The organism is Bacillus cereus (assembly GCF_015071065.1).
GTDB lineage: Bacteria > Bacillota > Bacilli > Bacillales > Bacillaceae_G > Bacillus_A > Bacillus_A cereus_BA.
In genome coordinates this window covers 265371-278271 of sequence record NZ_VOVA01000004.1, presented here as the reverse complement: position 1 = coordinate 278271, position 12901 = coordinate 265371, and the positions used below count along the sequence as shown (strand labels likewise).

Genomic DNA, 12901 nt, shown 5'->3' with positions numbered 1-12901 from the left:
TTATCACTGCAACTTCTTCAGTAATTCTAATAATTGTTTTTGTTCTTTTCTATTTAACTTATCAAATTGCTCTGCTTGAAATGTTTCTTGCGGCGGGACTATTTCTTCATATAGAACCTTTCCCTTTTCTGTTAATGAAATATATTTCGTGGTACCTTCTTGTTCACGCTGAATCCAATCTAGTTGCTCCATCTTATTTAAAAGTTGAGTAACATTTCCTTTCGTAACAAACAACTTATTTCCAAGCTCTTGCTGCGTTAAACAATCGTGTCCTCCAATTTGAACTAATACATCAAACTGAGCGGCAGATACATTCCACTTTTTCAAATGCTGATTCGTCTCACGAATACTTCTATTATAAAAGCGTGATAAACGAAACCATAATAGTAATCCAAGTCTTTCCTCTGCTTTCATTCCATCACCTCGCTCATTTGATACTATTAGTTTAGAACTAAACTTAATAACGGTCAACTACTTATTTTTCATTAGTAACAAATAAAAGCACAGTGATTTTTCTCCACTATGCTTCAGATTAAATTTCTATTTTTATATTCATCTAGCTTCCTCTCCGCGAAATGCCTCGCATCTTTCTCAATCCATCTTTCTTCGTATAGTTCATTTCCAACATATAGTACATCGTCCTTATGCTGCATCGCATGCCTGAATTCATGCAATAGCGTTTTGAGCACTTGCTCATACTCTTCCCACATACAAACGAAAATTAATTGTTTTTCTTTATGATAAAAACCACCTACCAGGAATAAAAACTCCTCTTCTTCTTCACCTAATGATAAAAGTACATTATTCGCATCACACGTATCACAAAAAATAACTGGCGTTGCACTTACTTCAATAAGAGAAAACAAATCATTTCTTAACTTGTTGACATCCCAAGGAAGCTCCGAATCCAACACATACCAATTCTCAACTTGTTGATATACATTTTGAAACTGGAGTTCCATTTCTCTATAATCCCCTTTCCAAACTCCCTTTTCCTATATGTATGCCACAATATGGTAAATATTAAACATACTCTGTCATCCTTTGAAAAATTACAATAAAAAGAACCTATATCAGTATAGGTTCTTTTCCATAATTACTTTTTTTTCATCATTTTTTTTAGTACAAAATAACCAATTGCGCAAACAATAGCAGCAAGTGCAAAAGATTTCACATAAGGACCAGCTACTTTATTAATACTTTCCCACTCTGATCCTAATTTAAATCCTAAATATATAAACACAATTGACCATGGAATAACAGCTAATGTAGTTAGCGTAATAAACTTAGCATGTGACATTTTTGCAATACCCGCCGGTATCGAAATAGCATGACGCACAACAGGGATAAAACGCGCTGTAAAGATAACGCCAGTTCCGTAGCGATTAAACCATGTTTCCGCATAATCAATATGTTTCTTCTGAATCAAAATATATTTTCCATATCGTTCAAGAACAGGTCTTCCTCCGTATCGACCGATCCAATAAATAAATAGTTGTGCGATTACACCGCCAATCGTACCGAACGCAACAGCACCCCAAAATGTAATGCTTCCCGTTGATACTAAATAGCCTGCATAAGACAATACGATTTTACTCGGAATAACCTCTAACATCAATCCAAGCATAATTCCCCAATAACCAAGTCCTTCTAGAAAAACTAAAACTGAATGAATCAACTCTCCTAACATCCTTTACCTCTCTTTACTGTTTTCATTGCAAAAAATAAAAGTACAAGCGGTAAATATCTTGTACTTTTATTTTTAAAAATTTAGTTTGCCTTCGTATCCCACTTAAAGATTTTATTTAAAAATTTATATACATTCTTCGACTCTTTCGTAAGAAGAGGTCCTAAAATGGATAGTATAAGCACGTATAGCGCTGAGAATGGTTTCAATACTGACATTAAACCACCGGCGATACCGATATTGGCCATAATGATGGAGAACTCTCCCCTTGAAACGATTGTTAATCCAATATTTGTTGAAGCTTTATGAGATAATCCAGCTTGTCTTCCTGCAATCATCCCTGCTACAAAGTTTCCGATTATCGTCAGAAGAACAGCCCCTAACGTTAACCATATCGCTCCGCCTAATGAGAACGGATCGATACTTAATCCGAAACTGAAGAAGAAAATAGCTCCGAAAAAGTCTCTAAATGGAACAACAAGATGTTCAATTCGGTCACTATGCTCTGTCTCAGAGAAAACTAATCCTAAAAGAAGCGCTCCGATTGCTTCTGCAACGTGAATTGTCTCTGAAAAACCAGCAATGAAGAATAACGAAGCAAATACTACAATAATAAAGATTTCATCTGAACTAATATCGAGCAATTTATTTAATAACGGAGTAGCTTTTCTAGCCACAATAAAGAATAGAAGCATATATCCTAAAGCGATTCCAATTGAAGTAAGAGCACCTAAGAAGGAAGCGTGATCCCCAAGAACTAAGCCAGAAACGACTGATAAATATACAGCAAGGAATATATCTTCAAACATAATAATTCCTAAAATTAATTCGGTCTCATTATTACCAGTTCTTCTTAAGTCAACTAACACTTTTGCAACGATAGCACTAGAAGAAATCGTAATAATACCCGCAATAATTAAGATTTCTAGTAATGGGAATCCCATTATAAATCCGTATAGTAATCCAAGTGAAAAGTTAATTAAAATATAGATTGTTCCGCCAATCGCGATAGAACGTCCAGATTTAATTAGTTTTTTCATCGAAAACTCTAATCCTAGATAGAAAAGAAGGAATAGAACGCCAATCCTTCCAAGGAAGGATATCACACTTGCACTTTCAATAAATTTGAGATCGATAACACCTATTGTCGGCGCGTGTGGCCCTACTAACATTCCGAGAACAATTAGAAAAGGAATTACTGAGAATTTAAACTTTCCAGCAATTACCGCCGCAATTGCTACTAAAACTAAAGCTGTACCAACTTCAAAAATTAACGTATCCATCTAGTCAGTCCCCCTATTCGAAAGTAATTCATTGATAATCTTTTTAATTTCTTCTCTCTCACCGGAAACTACAAGCATATCTCCTTCTTCAATTACTGTTTTTGGTCCTGGATTAAATAGCTTTTTCATATTCTTTTTCATAACTGCAATTATCGTTACGCTATATGTTTTTCTTATTTCAAGATCACCAATTGTTTTTCCGATTGCTGGAGCTGCATTCTCCACTTTAAACCACTCAATCGCCAAACCTTCAAAGACCATCTCAACATTTTCTAATGCCCTAGGCTTATATACCATTCCGCCTAATATTGCTGCAATTTGTCTTGCCTCTGAGTCACGTAATGAAATACTAGAAATACTTTCTTCATGGTCTGAATCAAAATGATACATTTCTCTACGTCCGTCATCATGAATGACAATCACCATTTTTTCGTTACCTTTCGTAACGATTTGAAATTTATAACCAATACCTGGAAGTTCACTTTCTCTAATATTCATATTTAGCTCCTCCACAACGATTTTTATTTAAATTTTCTGTTTTTCTGTCTTTTATTCATCCAATCATTTTTAGAAATTCTAACCATTCGGGATATCTGTGATTTGGAAATCTTTTATTGTAATAATAAGTGGCTCCTAAAAAGATACTTAAAGATGTAATGATAAAAAATAAATTACTTCTCGTTTTCAAAATCTTAAGGCTTACTTTCAATAAAGATTCTTCTTTCAAATTATCCCCTCTCTCTCGCTTTAAATTTAGTTTTTTAAAATGTAAATAATTCTAAAAATATTACGATGTAACTTAATCATAACACAAACAAAGTTTAAGTAACATGTTTTTTTAGAAAATTTGATTCTGATATATTTTTTGCATATACTTTTCTTATTATGAAAAAAAGGAAGTGTATTATATGGTTGATATCTTTAGCAGATTCCTTGAAGTAACGAATAATATTCTGTGGTCATATATTCTTATTGCAATGTTAATCGGCTTCGGTCTTTATTTCTCTTTTAAATTGAAATTTGTCCAAATTACTCATTTCGGTGAGATGGTCGGTTTAATTAGTAAAGGGTTTAATCGAAAAGAAAAGAAGAAAGATAGCATCTCTCCGTTCCAAGCATTTTGCTTAAGTGCAGCAGCTCGTATTGGTATCGGGAACTTAGCTGGTGTAGCACTCGCAATTTCTATGGGTGGACCTGGTGCAATATTTTGGATGTGGTTTATCGCTATTATCGGTGCAGCTACTAGTTTTGTAGAATGTACTCTCGCACAAATTTATAAAGTAAAAGATGGACGTAGATTCCGTGGTGGCCCTGCTTACTATATGGAAAAAGGGTTAAACAAGCGCTGGATGGGCATTTGGTTTTCACTTCTCATCACAGTTGCATACGGATTAATTTTCAATTCAGTACAAGCAAATACAGTAACAATAGCATTTGAAAATGCTTTTGGACTAGAACGAACTATCGTAGGAGCTGTATTAGCTTTATTAGTTGCGGTAATTATTTTTGGCGGTATTAAGAGCATTTCACGTATTACAGAAATGATCGTTCCGCCAATGGCAATCATTTATATTGGTGTGGCTGTTTTTGTCGTTATTAACAACTTCAATATGTTACCAAGCATTTTCATGGAAATATTTAACGGTGCATTCGGTTTAGACCAAGCCATCGCTGGTGGTATTGGAGCTGCAATCAAATTCGGAATTCAGCGCGGTTTATTCGCGACAGAAGCAGGTATGGGGAGCTCTCCTAACGCAGCAGCAACATCAGATGTATCTCACCCTGTAAAACAAGGACTCGTTCAAGCATTAGGTGTTTTCGTAGATACATTCTTAGTATGTACATCAACTGCATTTATCGTATTATGTTCTGGACTTTATAAAGGATCGAACTTACAAGGAATTGAATTAACACAACAAGCATTAAGTTCACAAATTGGACCGTGGGCAAGCACTTTCTTAGCGATTATTATTTTCCTATTTGCTTTCAGTTCCTTATTAGGAAACTACTATTATGGTGAAACAAACATCGCATTCATTAAAGAAAGTAAAACATGGTTAATGATTTATCGCGTTGCAGTTGTCGGAATGGTTTTCTTCGGATCCATCGCTGCCCTTCAAACAGTTTGGAGTTTAGCTGATTTCTTTATGGGACTAATGGTATTCACAAACTTAATTGCCATCTCATTCCTTAGCAAATTTGCATACGCAGCATTAGTAGACTATATAAAGCAAAAGAAACAAGGAAAAGATCCTGTTTTCGTTGCAAGTTCTATCCCGGGCTTAAAGAATACTGAGTGCTGGGATGGACAGGATGTAGAAGAAAAGAAACAAGCTATATAGCAATAAAAATCCCTATTACTGTGAAGTAATAGGGATTTTTGTTTACAACAGTTCATAATTTGTTCAAATTAATTCCAGCAAAAGGGTTGATTTATACAAATTACTAGATTATAATAATTATAAATTAGTAATTCATACAACATAATAACTCAAGAGGAGATTGATCATAATGAATACACAAGTAATCGAAGTATTAAACAAACAAGTAGCAAACTGGAGCGTTTTATTTACAAAACTACACAACTTCCATTGGTACGTAAAAGGACCTCAATTCTTCACACTACATGAAAAATTCGAAGAGCTTTACACAGAATCAGCTACTCACATCGATGAAATTGCAGAACGTATTTTAGCAATTGGCGGCAAACCAGTAGCAACAATGAAAGAATACTTAGAACTATCTTCTATTCAAGAAGCAGCTTACGGAGAAACTGCAGAAGGAATGGTCGAAACAATCATGAAAGACTACGAAATGATGCTAGTCGAACTGAAAAAAGGCATGGAAATCGCTCAAGACTCTGACGACGAAATGACATCTGACCTACTACTAGGCATCTACACAGAACTAGAAAAACACGCTTGGATGCTACGTGCATTCTTGAATCAATAATAGACTTAAAAGCGGAAGCGGCTCGTTCAGAACAGGAGGGTGTTGGAACTCCTGATTACGAGGCGCTTTTTGCCTCGAATGAAGGAGTGAAACAACCGACTGTTCTAGCCGCTGGAGCTGGATATATTAAAAGCGGAAGCGGCTCGTTCAGAGTCGCTTTTTTTCTATTTAGTGGTCGCGCGTGGCGGTACATGAAATTATATTAGCGATTTTTCAATTATATCGATCATAACTCGCAATATATCGACGTTTCGACAAAGGATATCGACTTACCGACAAATCACGACAATAATAGCACTCCCCTCCACTACTTTTATCAATATATTACAATCTCTTTTATGTTAAAATATAGGAAACACCCCTTAGTAATTAGATCCAAAAAAGCTTTTCCAAGTTCATCATTTACGACTTAAATGACGGGAGTGGTTCAGTTGAAAGACTACTTAATTAGAGCATTTTTTGCGTTAATAACAGTTGGGATTCTCTTACTCATAGCTAATATTTTCAACATACGTGTCGAGGTTAAAGACTATGCGTTCCTCGTTGTTGTAGCAATTGGTGGCGGCTGGGGTGGCTGGTACCTGTATAAAAAACAAAGTAATCAAAGTGATAAAGGCATTCCAAAGTAATATGGAATGCCTTCTTTTTATTGCCGTCTATAATAAATAATGAAATTCAACCCACTGATACAACCAATCGCAACATTAACATATTTAACCAAATTAAAAACACATGTCTTTTCAAGATAAAATGACATGTGTTTCTGCAAATCCTTATACAATTGTATTATGATAATTGCTTCCACTTAGTCCCCAAAACAGGACGCTCGTAATTTTGGATTTCATGAATTAGTTTATCTGCTGTCTCAGCTGAAACGATTAACTCTTTATTCGATGGGTTCATAAAACCTTCTTCAGCTGCGCGTTCAACCATTTGCAGAATTGGTCCGTAAAAGTCTTTTATGTTCAATAAACCAACCGGCTTATTATGTATACCAATTTGTGACCAACATACTACTTCAAATAATTCCTCAAACGTTCCGTATCCGCCTGGTAATGCAATGAAAGCATCCGCAAGCTCTGCCATTTTCGCCTTACGCTCATGCATCGTTTCTACTTCAATTAATTCTGTTAGTCCTGTATGAACAATTTCACCACGGAATAAACCACGCGGCATAACACCTGTTACGCGTCCACCTAGACGAAGAACTTCATTTGCTACTTCTCCCATTAATCCAACGCATGAACCGCCGTATACAAGCTCATAATCATTCTCAACAAACATTCTCCCTAACTCTATTGCCTGCTCTTTAAATTCTGGTCTTTCCCCTAAATTTGAACCTGCAAACACACAAATCTTTCTCATCCCTACACCTCGAAACTATATATTGTTATGATACAATGGGTATTGTACAACATATTGAAGGGATGAGAAAGAAATGGATATCGTCGCATTTCAAAGATGGGTTGAGGAATTTTACGAAAAACGAAGCTGGTCACAGTATAATTCCTTTATTCGCTTAAATTTCTTAACTGAGGAAGTTGGGGAAGTTTCACGCGTGGTTCGCGCCATTGAAATCGGTCGTGATCGCCCTGATGAAGAAGCGAAAACACAAGAAGAGCTAAAACAAGAACTAAAAGAAGAACTTGGTGATGTACTTTCTAATCTTATTATTCTTTCACAAAAATATGATTTGGATTTACAAGACATTATGGAAACACACGTCACAAAGCTTTCAAAAAGGTTCGAAACATCTAAATGAGAATATTATCAATTGTGATATAATGTTCTTGTCAAAATAATAAGGGGGATTTTATGTTATCTAAAAAATTGCACGACTCACTAAACGATCAAATGAACTTTGAATTTTACTCTGCCCACGCTTATATGGCAATGGCTGCTTACTGTACAGCGGAGAGCTATGATGGATTCGCTAACTTTTTCCTTGTACAGGCTGAAGAAGAGCGTTTCCACGCAATGAAGCTTTACAACTATATTAATGACCGCGGAGAGCGCGCTATTATTACTGGATTTGATAACCCTAATAATGAATATGAGTCTGTATTGAATGCTTTTGAAGTCGCACTTGAACATGAGCGTGAAGTAACGAAGCGCATTTACAACTTGTCTGATATTGCATGGGATGAGCGTGAACACGCAACAATTACCTTCTTAAAATGGTTCGTTGACGAGCAAGTAGAAGAAGAAGCTTCATTCGATCGCATCATCCAAAAATTAAAACGTATTACAAGCGATTCAAACGCATTATTTATGCTAGATGCTGAATTAGAAAAACGTACATTTACGCCTCCAGCTGAGTAATATTGTAATCACCTTAATGAATGTATTAAGGTGATTTTTTATTTTCCCTCTAGCTTAAAATCACCTTAAACTTCCTCGTATTTGGCATAGCACCAGTGAAAAAATGGTATTATTTTGAATATAAAACAATATACGAGGAGAGAAAAAATGAATCAACGTGTAGAAGTTGTTGATGCCATTCGTGGTTTCGCTTTATTTGGTATTTTACTTGTCAATATGACATTAATTCAATTCGGATTCTTCGCCAGTGAAAAACCAACTTATATATTTGGAGAACTCGATAAAGGTGCTAATTGGTTTATTCAATTTTTCGGCACCCACAATTTTATGTCCCTATTCTCTTTTTTATTTGGTCTTAGCATTATTTTATTGCAAAAAAGTATTATTGCGAAAGGAAAAAAATTCTTCCCTACATACATAAGACGTATTATCATTCTTTTACTACTCGGCTACATTCACGGCACCTTTGTTTGGGAGGGGGATATTTTATTTGCATACGGGGTTATCGGGATTTTCTTAATGATGTTCATCAATCGAAAACCGAAAACGTTGCTCATTTGGGCATCTATTTTACTAGCACTCATTATGCTCGCATCTTACCAATCGGAATCGACATCGAACCCCTACGATGATGTCGCACCTTATACTGAAAAGGAACATAAGGTCCATGAGACTGGAAGCTATATGGATCATGTCAACTTTAGATTGACTGAAAATCCTTTTGATTATATGGGGATTAACGGTGTATTCGGATTAATTTTCATATCAGTTTTCGCAATAATTTTTATGTCTCCACTTTTCTTACTCGGAATGTATGTGGGGAAAAAGGGCTGGCTATTTGAGGTCGATCAACATATACCTGCTATCAAAAAAACATGGTTTGTCACTGGTCTCTTTTCATTTACAATCAAAATCTTAGCCATGTTCGTGAAACATCCGATTTTAATTATGTTACAAGATAGTCTTACACCAGTAACCATGACCTTCTTTTACGGAAGCACGATTATTTTATTATTCCATTACAAAAAAGCATCGCGCTTACTAACATACATGGCGAACATGGGAAAAATGTCAATTAGTAATTACTTAGCTCAGTCTATTATCGCAACAACTATTTTTTACGCATATGGGTTTGGCTTATACGGTAAAATCGGCTATTTCTTCGGTATTCTTTTCACCATTGGAATTTATACGATTCAATTATTCGTTAGTACCTATTGGCTACAGAAATACCGAATGGGGCCTGTAGAATATGTGTGGAGACTGGGAACTTATTTAGAGAGAACACGATTTAAAAAAGACTTGGATAAAGCAAGTTAAAAAGCAATGAACTCAGGTTCATTGCTTTTTTATCTCTTCTCTAAGCTCAATAATCTTGTACAAATCCTTCTTATAAAGACTTGAAACCTTTTCAACAAAGTCACTATTAGTAAAAGTCCCATCTCCTTCTTCTACTATGCTCAAGTATCCGTGTATCAATTTCAAAAACGCTCTAGCATCTTCTCCAGTTAAACGATCAATGTTCTCTATAACCTCATCAAGCTCCCTTAAAATATCCCGTTCTTTCACCTACTCCCCCCCTCACTGCGTTATTATGCCAAAACAAAAAAGTCGTTCATCCCCTGAGTAAGAGATAAACGACTTCTTTATTATTTATTAAAGCATAACCCCAACGATAATCGCTGATAATATACTTACTAACGTTGCACCGTATACAAGTTTTAATCCGAATGAAGATACAACGTTTGCTTGTTTTCCATCGATACTCTTCGTTGCACCTGCGATAATTCCGATAGATGAGAAGTTCGCAAATGATACAAGGAAGATTGATAAAATACCTACTGTACGAGCTGATAACTCACCAGCTACTTTTCCTAGATCAAGCATCGCAACAAATTCGTTTGTTACTAATTTCGTTGCCATAATTTGTCCTGCTGTTAGCATCTCTGATGTTGGAATACCCATTATGAATGCTAATGGTGAGAAGATGTATCCTAAAATGCTTTGGAATGTGATTCCGAAAATAGAATCGAACACACCGTTAATTGCTGTAATTAATGCTACGAAACCGATTAACATCGCCGCTACTGTTACAGCGATAGAGAAACCTAGCATAATATATTCGCCTAACATTTCAAAGAATGTTTGTTTCTTATCTTCTTGTAATTCTAAAATGTCATCTTCTTCGTTCACATCATACGGATTAATAATATGAATGATAATAAATCCACTAAATAAGTTTAGTACAAGTGCTGTTACTACATATTTTGGATCAATCATTTTCATATAAGAACCAACGATTGACATCGACACTGTTGACATTGAAGATGCACAAAGTGTGTATAAACGATTTTTTGGTAATTTGCTTAATTGATCTTTTACTGTAATAAATACTTCACCTTGACCGACAATTGCCGCCGCTACTGCGTTATATGATTCAAGTTTTCCTAAACCGTTAATTTTACTTAATACGAAACCGACTGCACGAATGATAATCGGTAAAACTTTAATATGTTGTAAGATCCCAATTAGTACTGCTAAGAAAATAATTGGCAATAATACTGTTAAGAAGAATGGTGCTTGTCCATCATTTGCTAGACCACCAAATACGAAATTAACCCCTGCTTCCGCAAATTTTAAAATAGCGCCAAATCCATCTGCAATCCCTTTTACTAATACAAATCCGACCTTTGTATTTAGTAAGAAATACGCAAGTACCAATTGAATTACAAGCATAACTGCAATTGGTTTATATTTAATTTTCTTACGATCTGAACTTATAAGGAACCCTAGTACAAATACTACAAGTAAACCGACTAGAAACATTACTAACTTCATATGTGAATCCTCCACTTCCATGAGTTATCAGTCGTATAACGAATGACGTCCGACCATTGATGTTAAAAAATATGAACCCCTAAAACATTTTGAACCGCCTTCTAAAATCAGTAAGCGTTTACATAAATTGCAATTTATAACAGGTAGTCTCTTCTTCTCTACCGTATTTAACGTCTGAAATGGATACCACCTACAAACCAAATTGTAAGCGTTATCTAATCGAAATGCAATATAAATTTTAAAAGATTTTTATATGTTAATATATTCCTAATTGATTGGTTTTTTTATGTAAATTCACCATGAAAAATAGCCCTAGCTATGAGCTAGGACCACCCTTTTTATCCCGCATTAACGGGCAGTAAAACTCCCACCTCAAAATTCAGGTGGAGCAAAGAAGTTAGGTGGGAGATAAACTGCCCGTAAACGCCCGATTGGTGAAAACTAATAATCAGTGGGGGATGAACAAAACCCCCACTGATTAAAGTTTCACTTTATAACATAACACCAACGATAATCGCTGATAAAAGACTTACTAATGTCGCACCGTATACAAGTCGTAATCCGAATGATGAAACAACGTTTGATTGGTTTTCATCGATCCCTTTCGTTGCACCTGCGATAATTCCGATAGATGAGAAGTTCGCAAATGATACAAGGAATACAGAAAGAATACCAACTGTACGAGCTGATAACTCACCAGCTACTTTTCCTAGATCAAGCATCGCAACAAATTCGTTCGATACTAATTTCGTTGCCATAATTTGTCCCGCCGTTACCATTTCTGATTGCGGGATGCCCATTACGAATGCTAATGGTGAGAAAATATATCCTAAAATAGCTTGGAATGTAATACCGAACACTGAATCAAACAAGCTATTGATTGCTGTAATTAATGCTACGAAACCAAGTAACATTGCTGCTACCGTAATCGCAATCGTGAAACCAAGCATAATATATTCGCTTAACATTTCAAAGAATGACTGTTTTTTCTTATTTTCTAACTTCAGTGTATCTTCTTCTTCCGTAATATCGTACGGATTAATAATATGAATAATAATGAAACCACTAAATAAATTTAATACAAGTGCTGTTACTACATATTTTGGCTCAATCATTTTCATATACGAACCAACGATCGACATCGATACTGTCGACATGGAAGATGCACATAGTGTATATAAACGATGTTTTGGGATTTTACTTAATTGATCTTTTACTGTAATAAATACTTCTGCTTGCCCAACAATTGCAGCCGCTACTGCATTATATGATTCTAATTTTCCTAAACCATTTACTTTACTTAACAAAGTACCAATAGCACGAATAAATATCGGTAAAATTTTAAAGTGTTGCAGAATTCCGATTAATACTGCAAAGAATACGATTGGTAATAAAGCTGTTAAGAAAAATGAAACCTCTCCTTTATTAACAAGACCACCAAATACGAAAACGATTCCAGATTCCGCATATCCAAGAAGTGCTCCAAATCCATCTGAAATTCCTTTTACTAAAATATAACCAATTGGCGTATTTAGTAAGAAATACGTTAACGCTAGCTGAATAACAAGCATAATCGCGATTGGTTTATACTTAATCTTCTTACGATCAGAACTTATAAGAAAACCGAGTACGAATACAACTAGTAATCCTACAAGAAACATAACAAACTTCATTAATAAAATCCTCCATTTAACTCTTCATTAACGTTGAACGTCTGACTACTCAAAACAAGAAATAATCCGAACTTTCCATTTCTCCTCCAAAACCTTCAATTGGATATGAAAAACCATAAAATCTCTTGTCTCAAAGCCATTTTCCA

Annotated in this window: 16 protein-coding genes; 7 read left to right on the top strand and 9 right to left on the bottom strand. The window is 35.3% G+C overall.

Annotated elements, in window-relative coordinates:
• Nucleotides 1-3 precede the first annotated feature (3 nt).
• The 5 genes from FT637_RS14695 to FT637_RS14675 form a co-directional block, all read right to left on the bottom strand.
• Entirely contained in the window at nt 4-414 is a 411-nt protein-coding gene (locus FT637_RS14695) for a MarR family winged helix-turn-helix transcriptional regulator (protein ID WP_193646925.1), read from the bottom strand.
• 113 nt (nt 415-527) lie between these two features.
• Nucleotides 528-962 (bottom strand): DUF3920 family protein, encoded by a 435-nt coding sequence (locus tag FT637_RS14690; protein WP_193646924.1) that lies wholly within the window; start codon nt 960-962, stop codon nt 528-530.
• Between the two features lie 134 nt (nt 963-1096).
• Complete coding sequence (locus FT637_RS14685) at nt 1097-1690, bottom strand: DedA family protein (protein WP_193646923.1); 594 nt, start codon at nt 1688-1690, stop codon at nt 1097-1099.
• 80 nt (nt 1691-1770) lie between these two features.
• Nucleotides 1771-2970 (bottom strand): cation:proton antiporter, encoded by a 1200-nt coding sequence (locus FT637_RS14680; protein ID WP_193646922.1) that lies wholly within the window; start codon nt 2968-2970, stop codon nt 1771-1773.
• Nucleotides 2971-3468: a cation:proton antiporter regulatory subunit gene (locus FT637_RS14675; protein WP_193646921.1), complete on the bottom strand. Its 498-nt coding sequence runs from the start codon at nt 3466-3468 to the stop codon at nt 2971-2973.
• A gap of 410 nt (nt 3469-3878) precedes the next feature.
• Between FT637_RS14675 and FT637_RS14670 the strand changes: the two genes are divergently transcribed.
• The 4 genes from FT637_RS14670 to FT637_RS14655 all read left to right on the top strand — a co-directional run bounded on the left by FT637_RS14670 (nt 3879) and on the right by FT637_RS14655 (nt 6551).
• Nucleotides 3879-5312: an alanine/glycine:cation symporter family protein gene (locus FT637_RS14670; RefSeq protein WP_193646920.1), complete on the top strand. Its 1434-nt coding sequence runs from the start codon at nt 3879-3881 to the stop codon at nt 5310-5312.
• Between the two features lie 169 nt (nt 5313-5481).
• On the top strand, nt 5482-5922 hold the full coding sequence (locus FT637_RS14665) for a Dps family protein (protein ID WP_193646919.1): 441 nt from the start codon (nt 5482-5484) through the stop codon (nt 5920-5922).
• The gene (locus FT637_RS14660; protein WP_193646918.1) at nt 5892-6128 is read left to right on the top strand and encodes a hypothetical protein; all 237 of its coding nucleotides are present in this window, start codon (nt 5892-5894) and stop codon (nt 6126-6128) included. Before FT637_RS14665 ends, FT637_RS14660 begins: the two co-directional genes overlap by 31 nt.
• A gap of 225 nt (nt 6129-6353) precedes the next feature.
• A complete protein-coding gene (locus FT637_RS14655; RefSeq protein ID WP_000656314.1) occupies nt 6354-6551 on the top strand; it encodes a hypothetical protein in 198 nt (65 codons plus the stop codon).
• A gap of 157 nt (nt 6552-6708) precedes the next feature.
• Here the strand turns inward: FT637_RS14655 and FT637_RS14650 are convergent, their stop codons facing one another.
• A complete protein-coding gene (locus FT637_RS14650) occupies nt 6709-7272 on the bottom strand; it encodes a TIGR00730 family Rossman fold protein (protein ID WP_193647030.1) in 564 nt (187 codons plus the stop codon).
• Nucleotides 7273-7360: 88 nt separating this feature from the next.
• On the opposite strand from FT637_RS14650, the gene FT637_RS14645 reads away from it, so the two are divergent.
• From FT637_RS14645 to FT637_RS14635, 3 genes are all read left to right on the top strand, one after another.
• Nucleotides 7361-7684 (top strand): MazG nucleotide pyrophosphohydrolase domain-containing protein, encoded by a 324-nt coding sequence (locus tag FT637_RS14645; RefSeq protein ID WP_193646917.1) that lies wholly within the window; start codon nt 7361-7363, stop codon nt 7682-7684.
• A 53-nt stretch (nt 7685-7737) separates the two neighbouring features.
• A complete protein-coding gene (locus FT637_RS14640; protein WP_193646916.1) occupies nt 7738-8244 on the top strand; it encodes a ferritin in 507 nt (168 codons plus the stop codon).
• A gap of 147 nt (nt 8245-8391) precedes the next feature.
• Nucleotides 8392-9564 carry a DUF418 domain-containing protein gene (locus FT637_RS14635; protein ID WP_193646915.1) on the top strand — a complete coding sequence of 391 codons (1173 nt, stop codon included), beginning with the start codon at nt 8392-8394 and terminating at the stop codon, nt 9562-9564.
• A gap of 18 nt (nt 9565-9582) precedes the next feature.
• Here FT637_RS14635 and FT637_RS14630 read toward each other — a convergent pair whose 3' ends face one another.
• The 3 genes from FT637_RS14630 to FT637_RS14620 form a co-directional block, all read right to left on the bottom strand.
• A complete protein-coding gene (locus FT637_RS14630) occupies nt 9583-9813 on the bottom strand; it encodes a hypothetical protein (RefSeq protein ID WP_193646914.1) in 231 nt (76 codons plus the stop codon).
• An 87-nt stretch (nt 9814-9900) separates the two neighbouring features.
• Nucleotides 9901-11082, bottom strand: coding sequence for a NupC/NupG family nucleoside CNT transporter (locus FT637_RS14625; protein ID WP_193646913.1), 1182 nt, complete (start codon nt 11080-11082; stop codon nt 9901-9903).
• A gap of 491 nt (nt 11083-11573) precedes the next feature.
• Nucleotides 11574-12755 (bottom strand): NupC/NupG family nucleoside CNT transporter, encoded by a 1182-nt coding sequence (locus FT637_RS14620; protein ID WP_193646912.1) that lies wholly within the window; start codon nt 12753-12755, stop codon nt 11574-11576.
• Nucleotides 12756-12901: the final 146 nt, after the last annotated feature.

Excerpts from the sequence above, each read along its gene's own strand:
- FT637_RS14695 (WP_193646925.1), bottom strand. The coding sequence starts at position 414 with ATGAAAGCAGAGGAAAGACTTGGATTACTATTATGGTTTCGTTTATCA.
- FT637_RS14690 (WP_193646924.1), bottom strand. The coding sequence starts at position 962 with ATGGAACTCCAGTTTCAAAATGTATATCAACAAGTTGAGAATTGGTAT.
- FT637_RS14685 (WP_193646923.1), bottom strand. The coding sequence starts at position 1,690 with ATGTTAGGAGAGTTGATTCATTCAGTTTTAGTTTTTCTAGAAGGACTT.
- FT637_RS14680 (WP_193646922.1), bottom strand. The coding sequence starts at position 2,970 with ATGGATACGTTAATTTTTGAAGTTGGTACAGCTTTAGTTTTAGTAGCA.
- FT637_RS14675 (WP_193646921.1), bottom strand. The coding sequence starts at position 3,468 with ATGAATATTAGAGAAAGTGAACTTCCAGGTATTGGTTATAAATTTCAA.
- FT637_RS14670 (WP_193646920.1), top strand. The coding sequence starts at position 3,879 with ATGGTTGATATCTTTAGCAGATTCCTTGAAGTAACGAATAATATTCTG.
- FT637_RS14665 (WP_193646919.1), top strand. The coding sequence starts at position 5,482 with ATGAATACACAAGTAATCGAAGTATTAAACAAACAAGTAGCAAACTGG.
- FT637_RS14645 (WP_193646917.1), top strand. The coding sequence starts at position 7,361 with ATGGATATCGTCGCATTTCAAAGATGGGTTGAGGAATTTTACGAAAAA.
- FT637_RS14640 (WP_193646916.1), top strand. The coding sequence starts at position 7,738 with ATGTTATCTAAAAAATTGCACGACTCACTAAACGATCAAATGAACTTT.
- FT637_RS14635 (WP_193646915.1), top strand. The coding sequence starts at position 8,392 with ATGAATCAACGTGTAGAAGTTGTTGATGCCATTCGTGGTTTCGCTTTA.
- FT637_RS14625 (WP_193646913.1), bottom strand. The coding sequence starts at position 11,082 with ATGAAGTTAGTAATGTTTCTAGTCGGTTTACTTGTAGTATTTGTACTA.
- FT637_RS14620 (WP_193646912.1), bottom strand. The coding sequence starts at position 12,755 with ATGAAGTTTGTTATGTTTCTTGTAGGATTACTAGTTGTATTCGTACTC.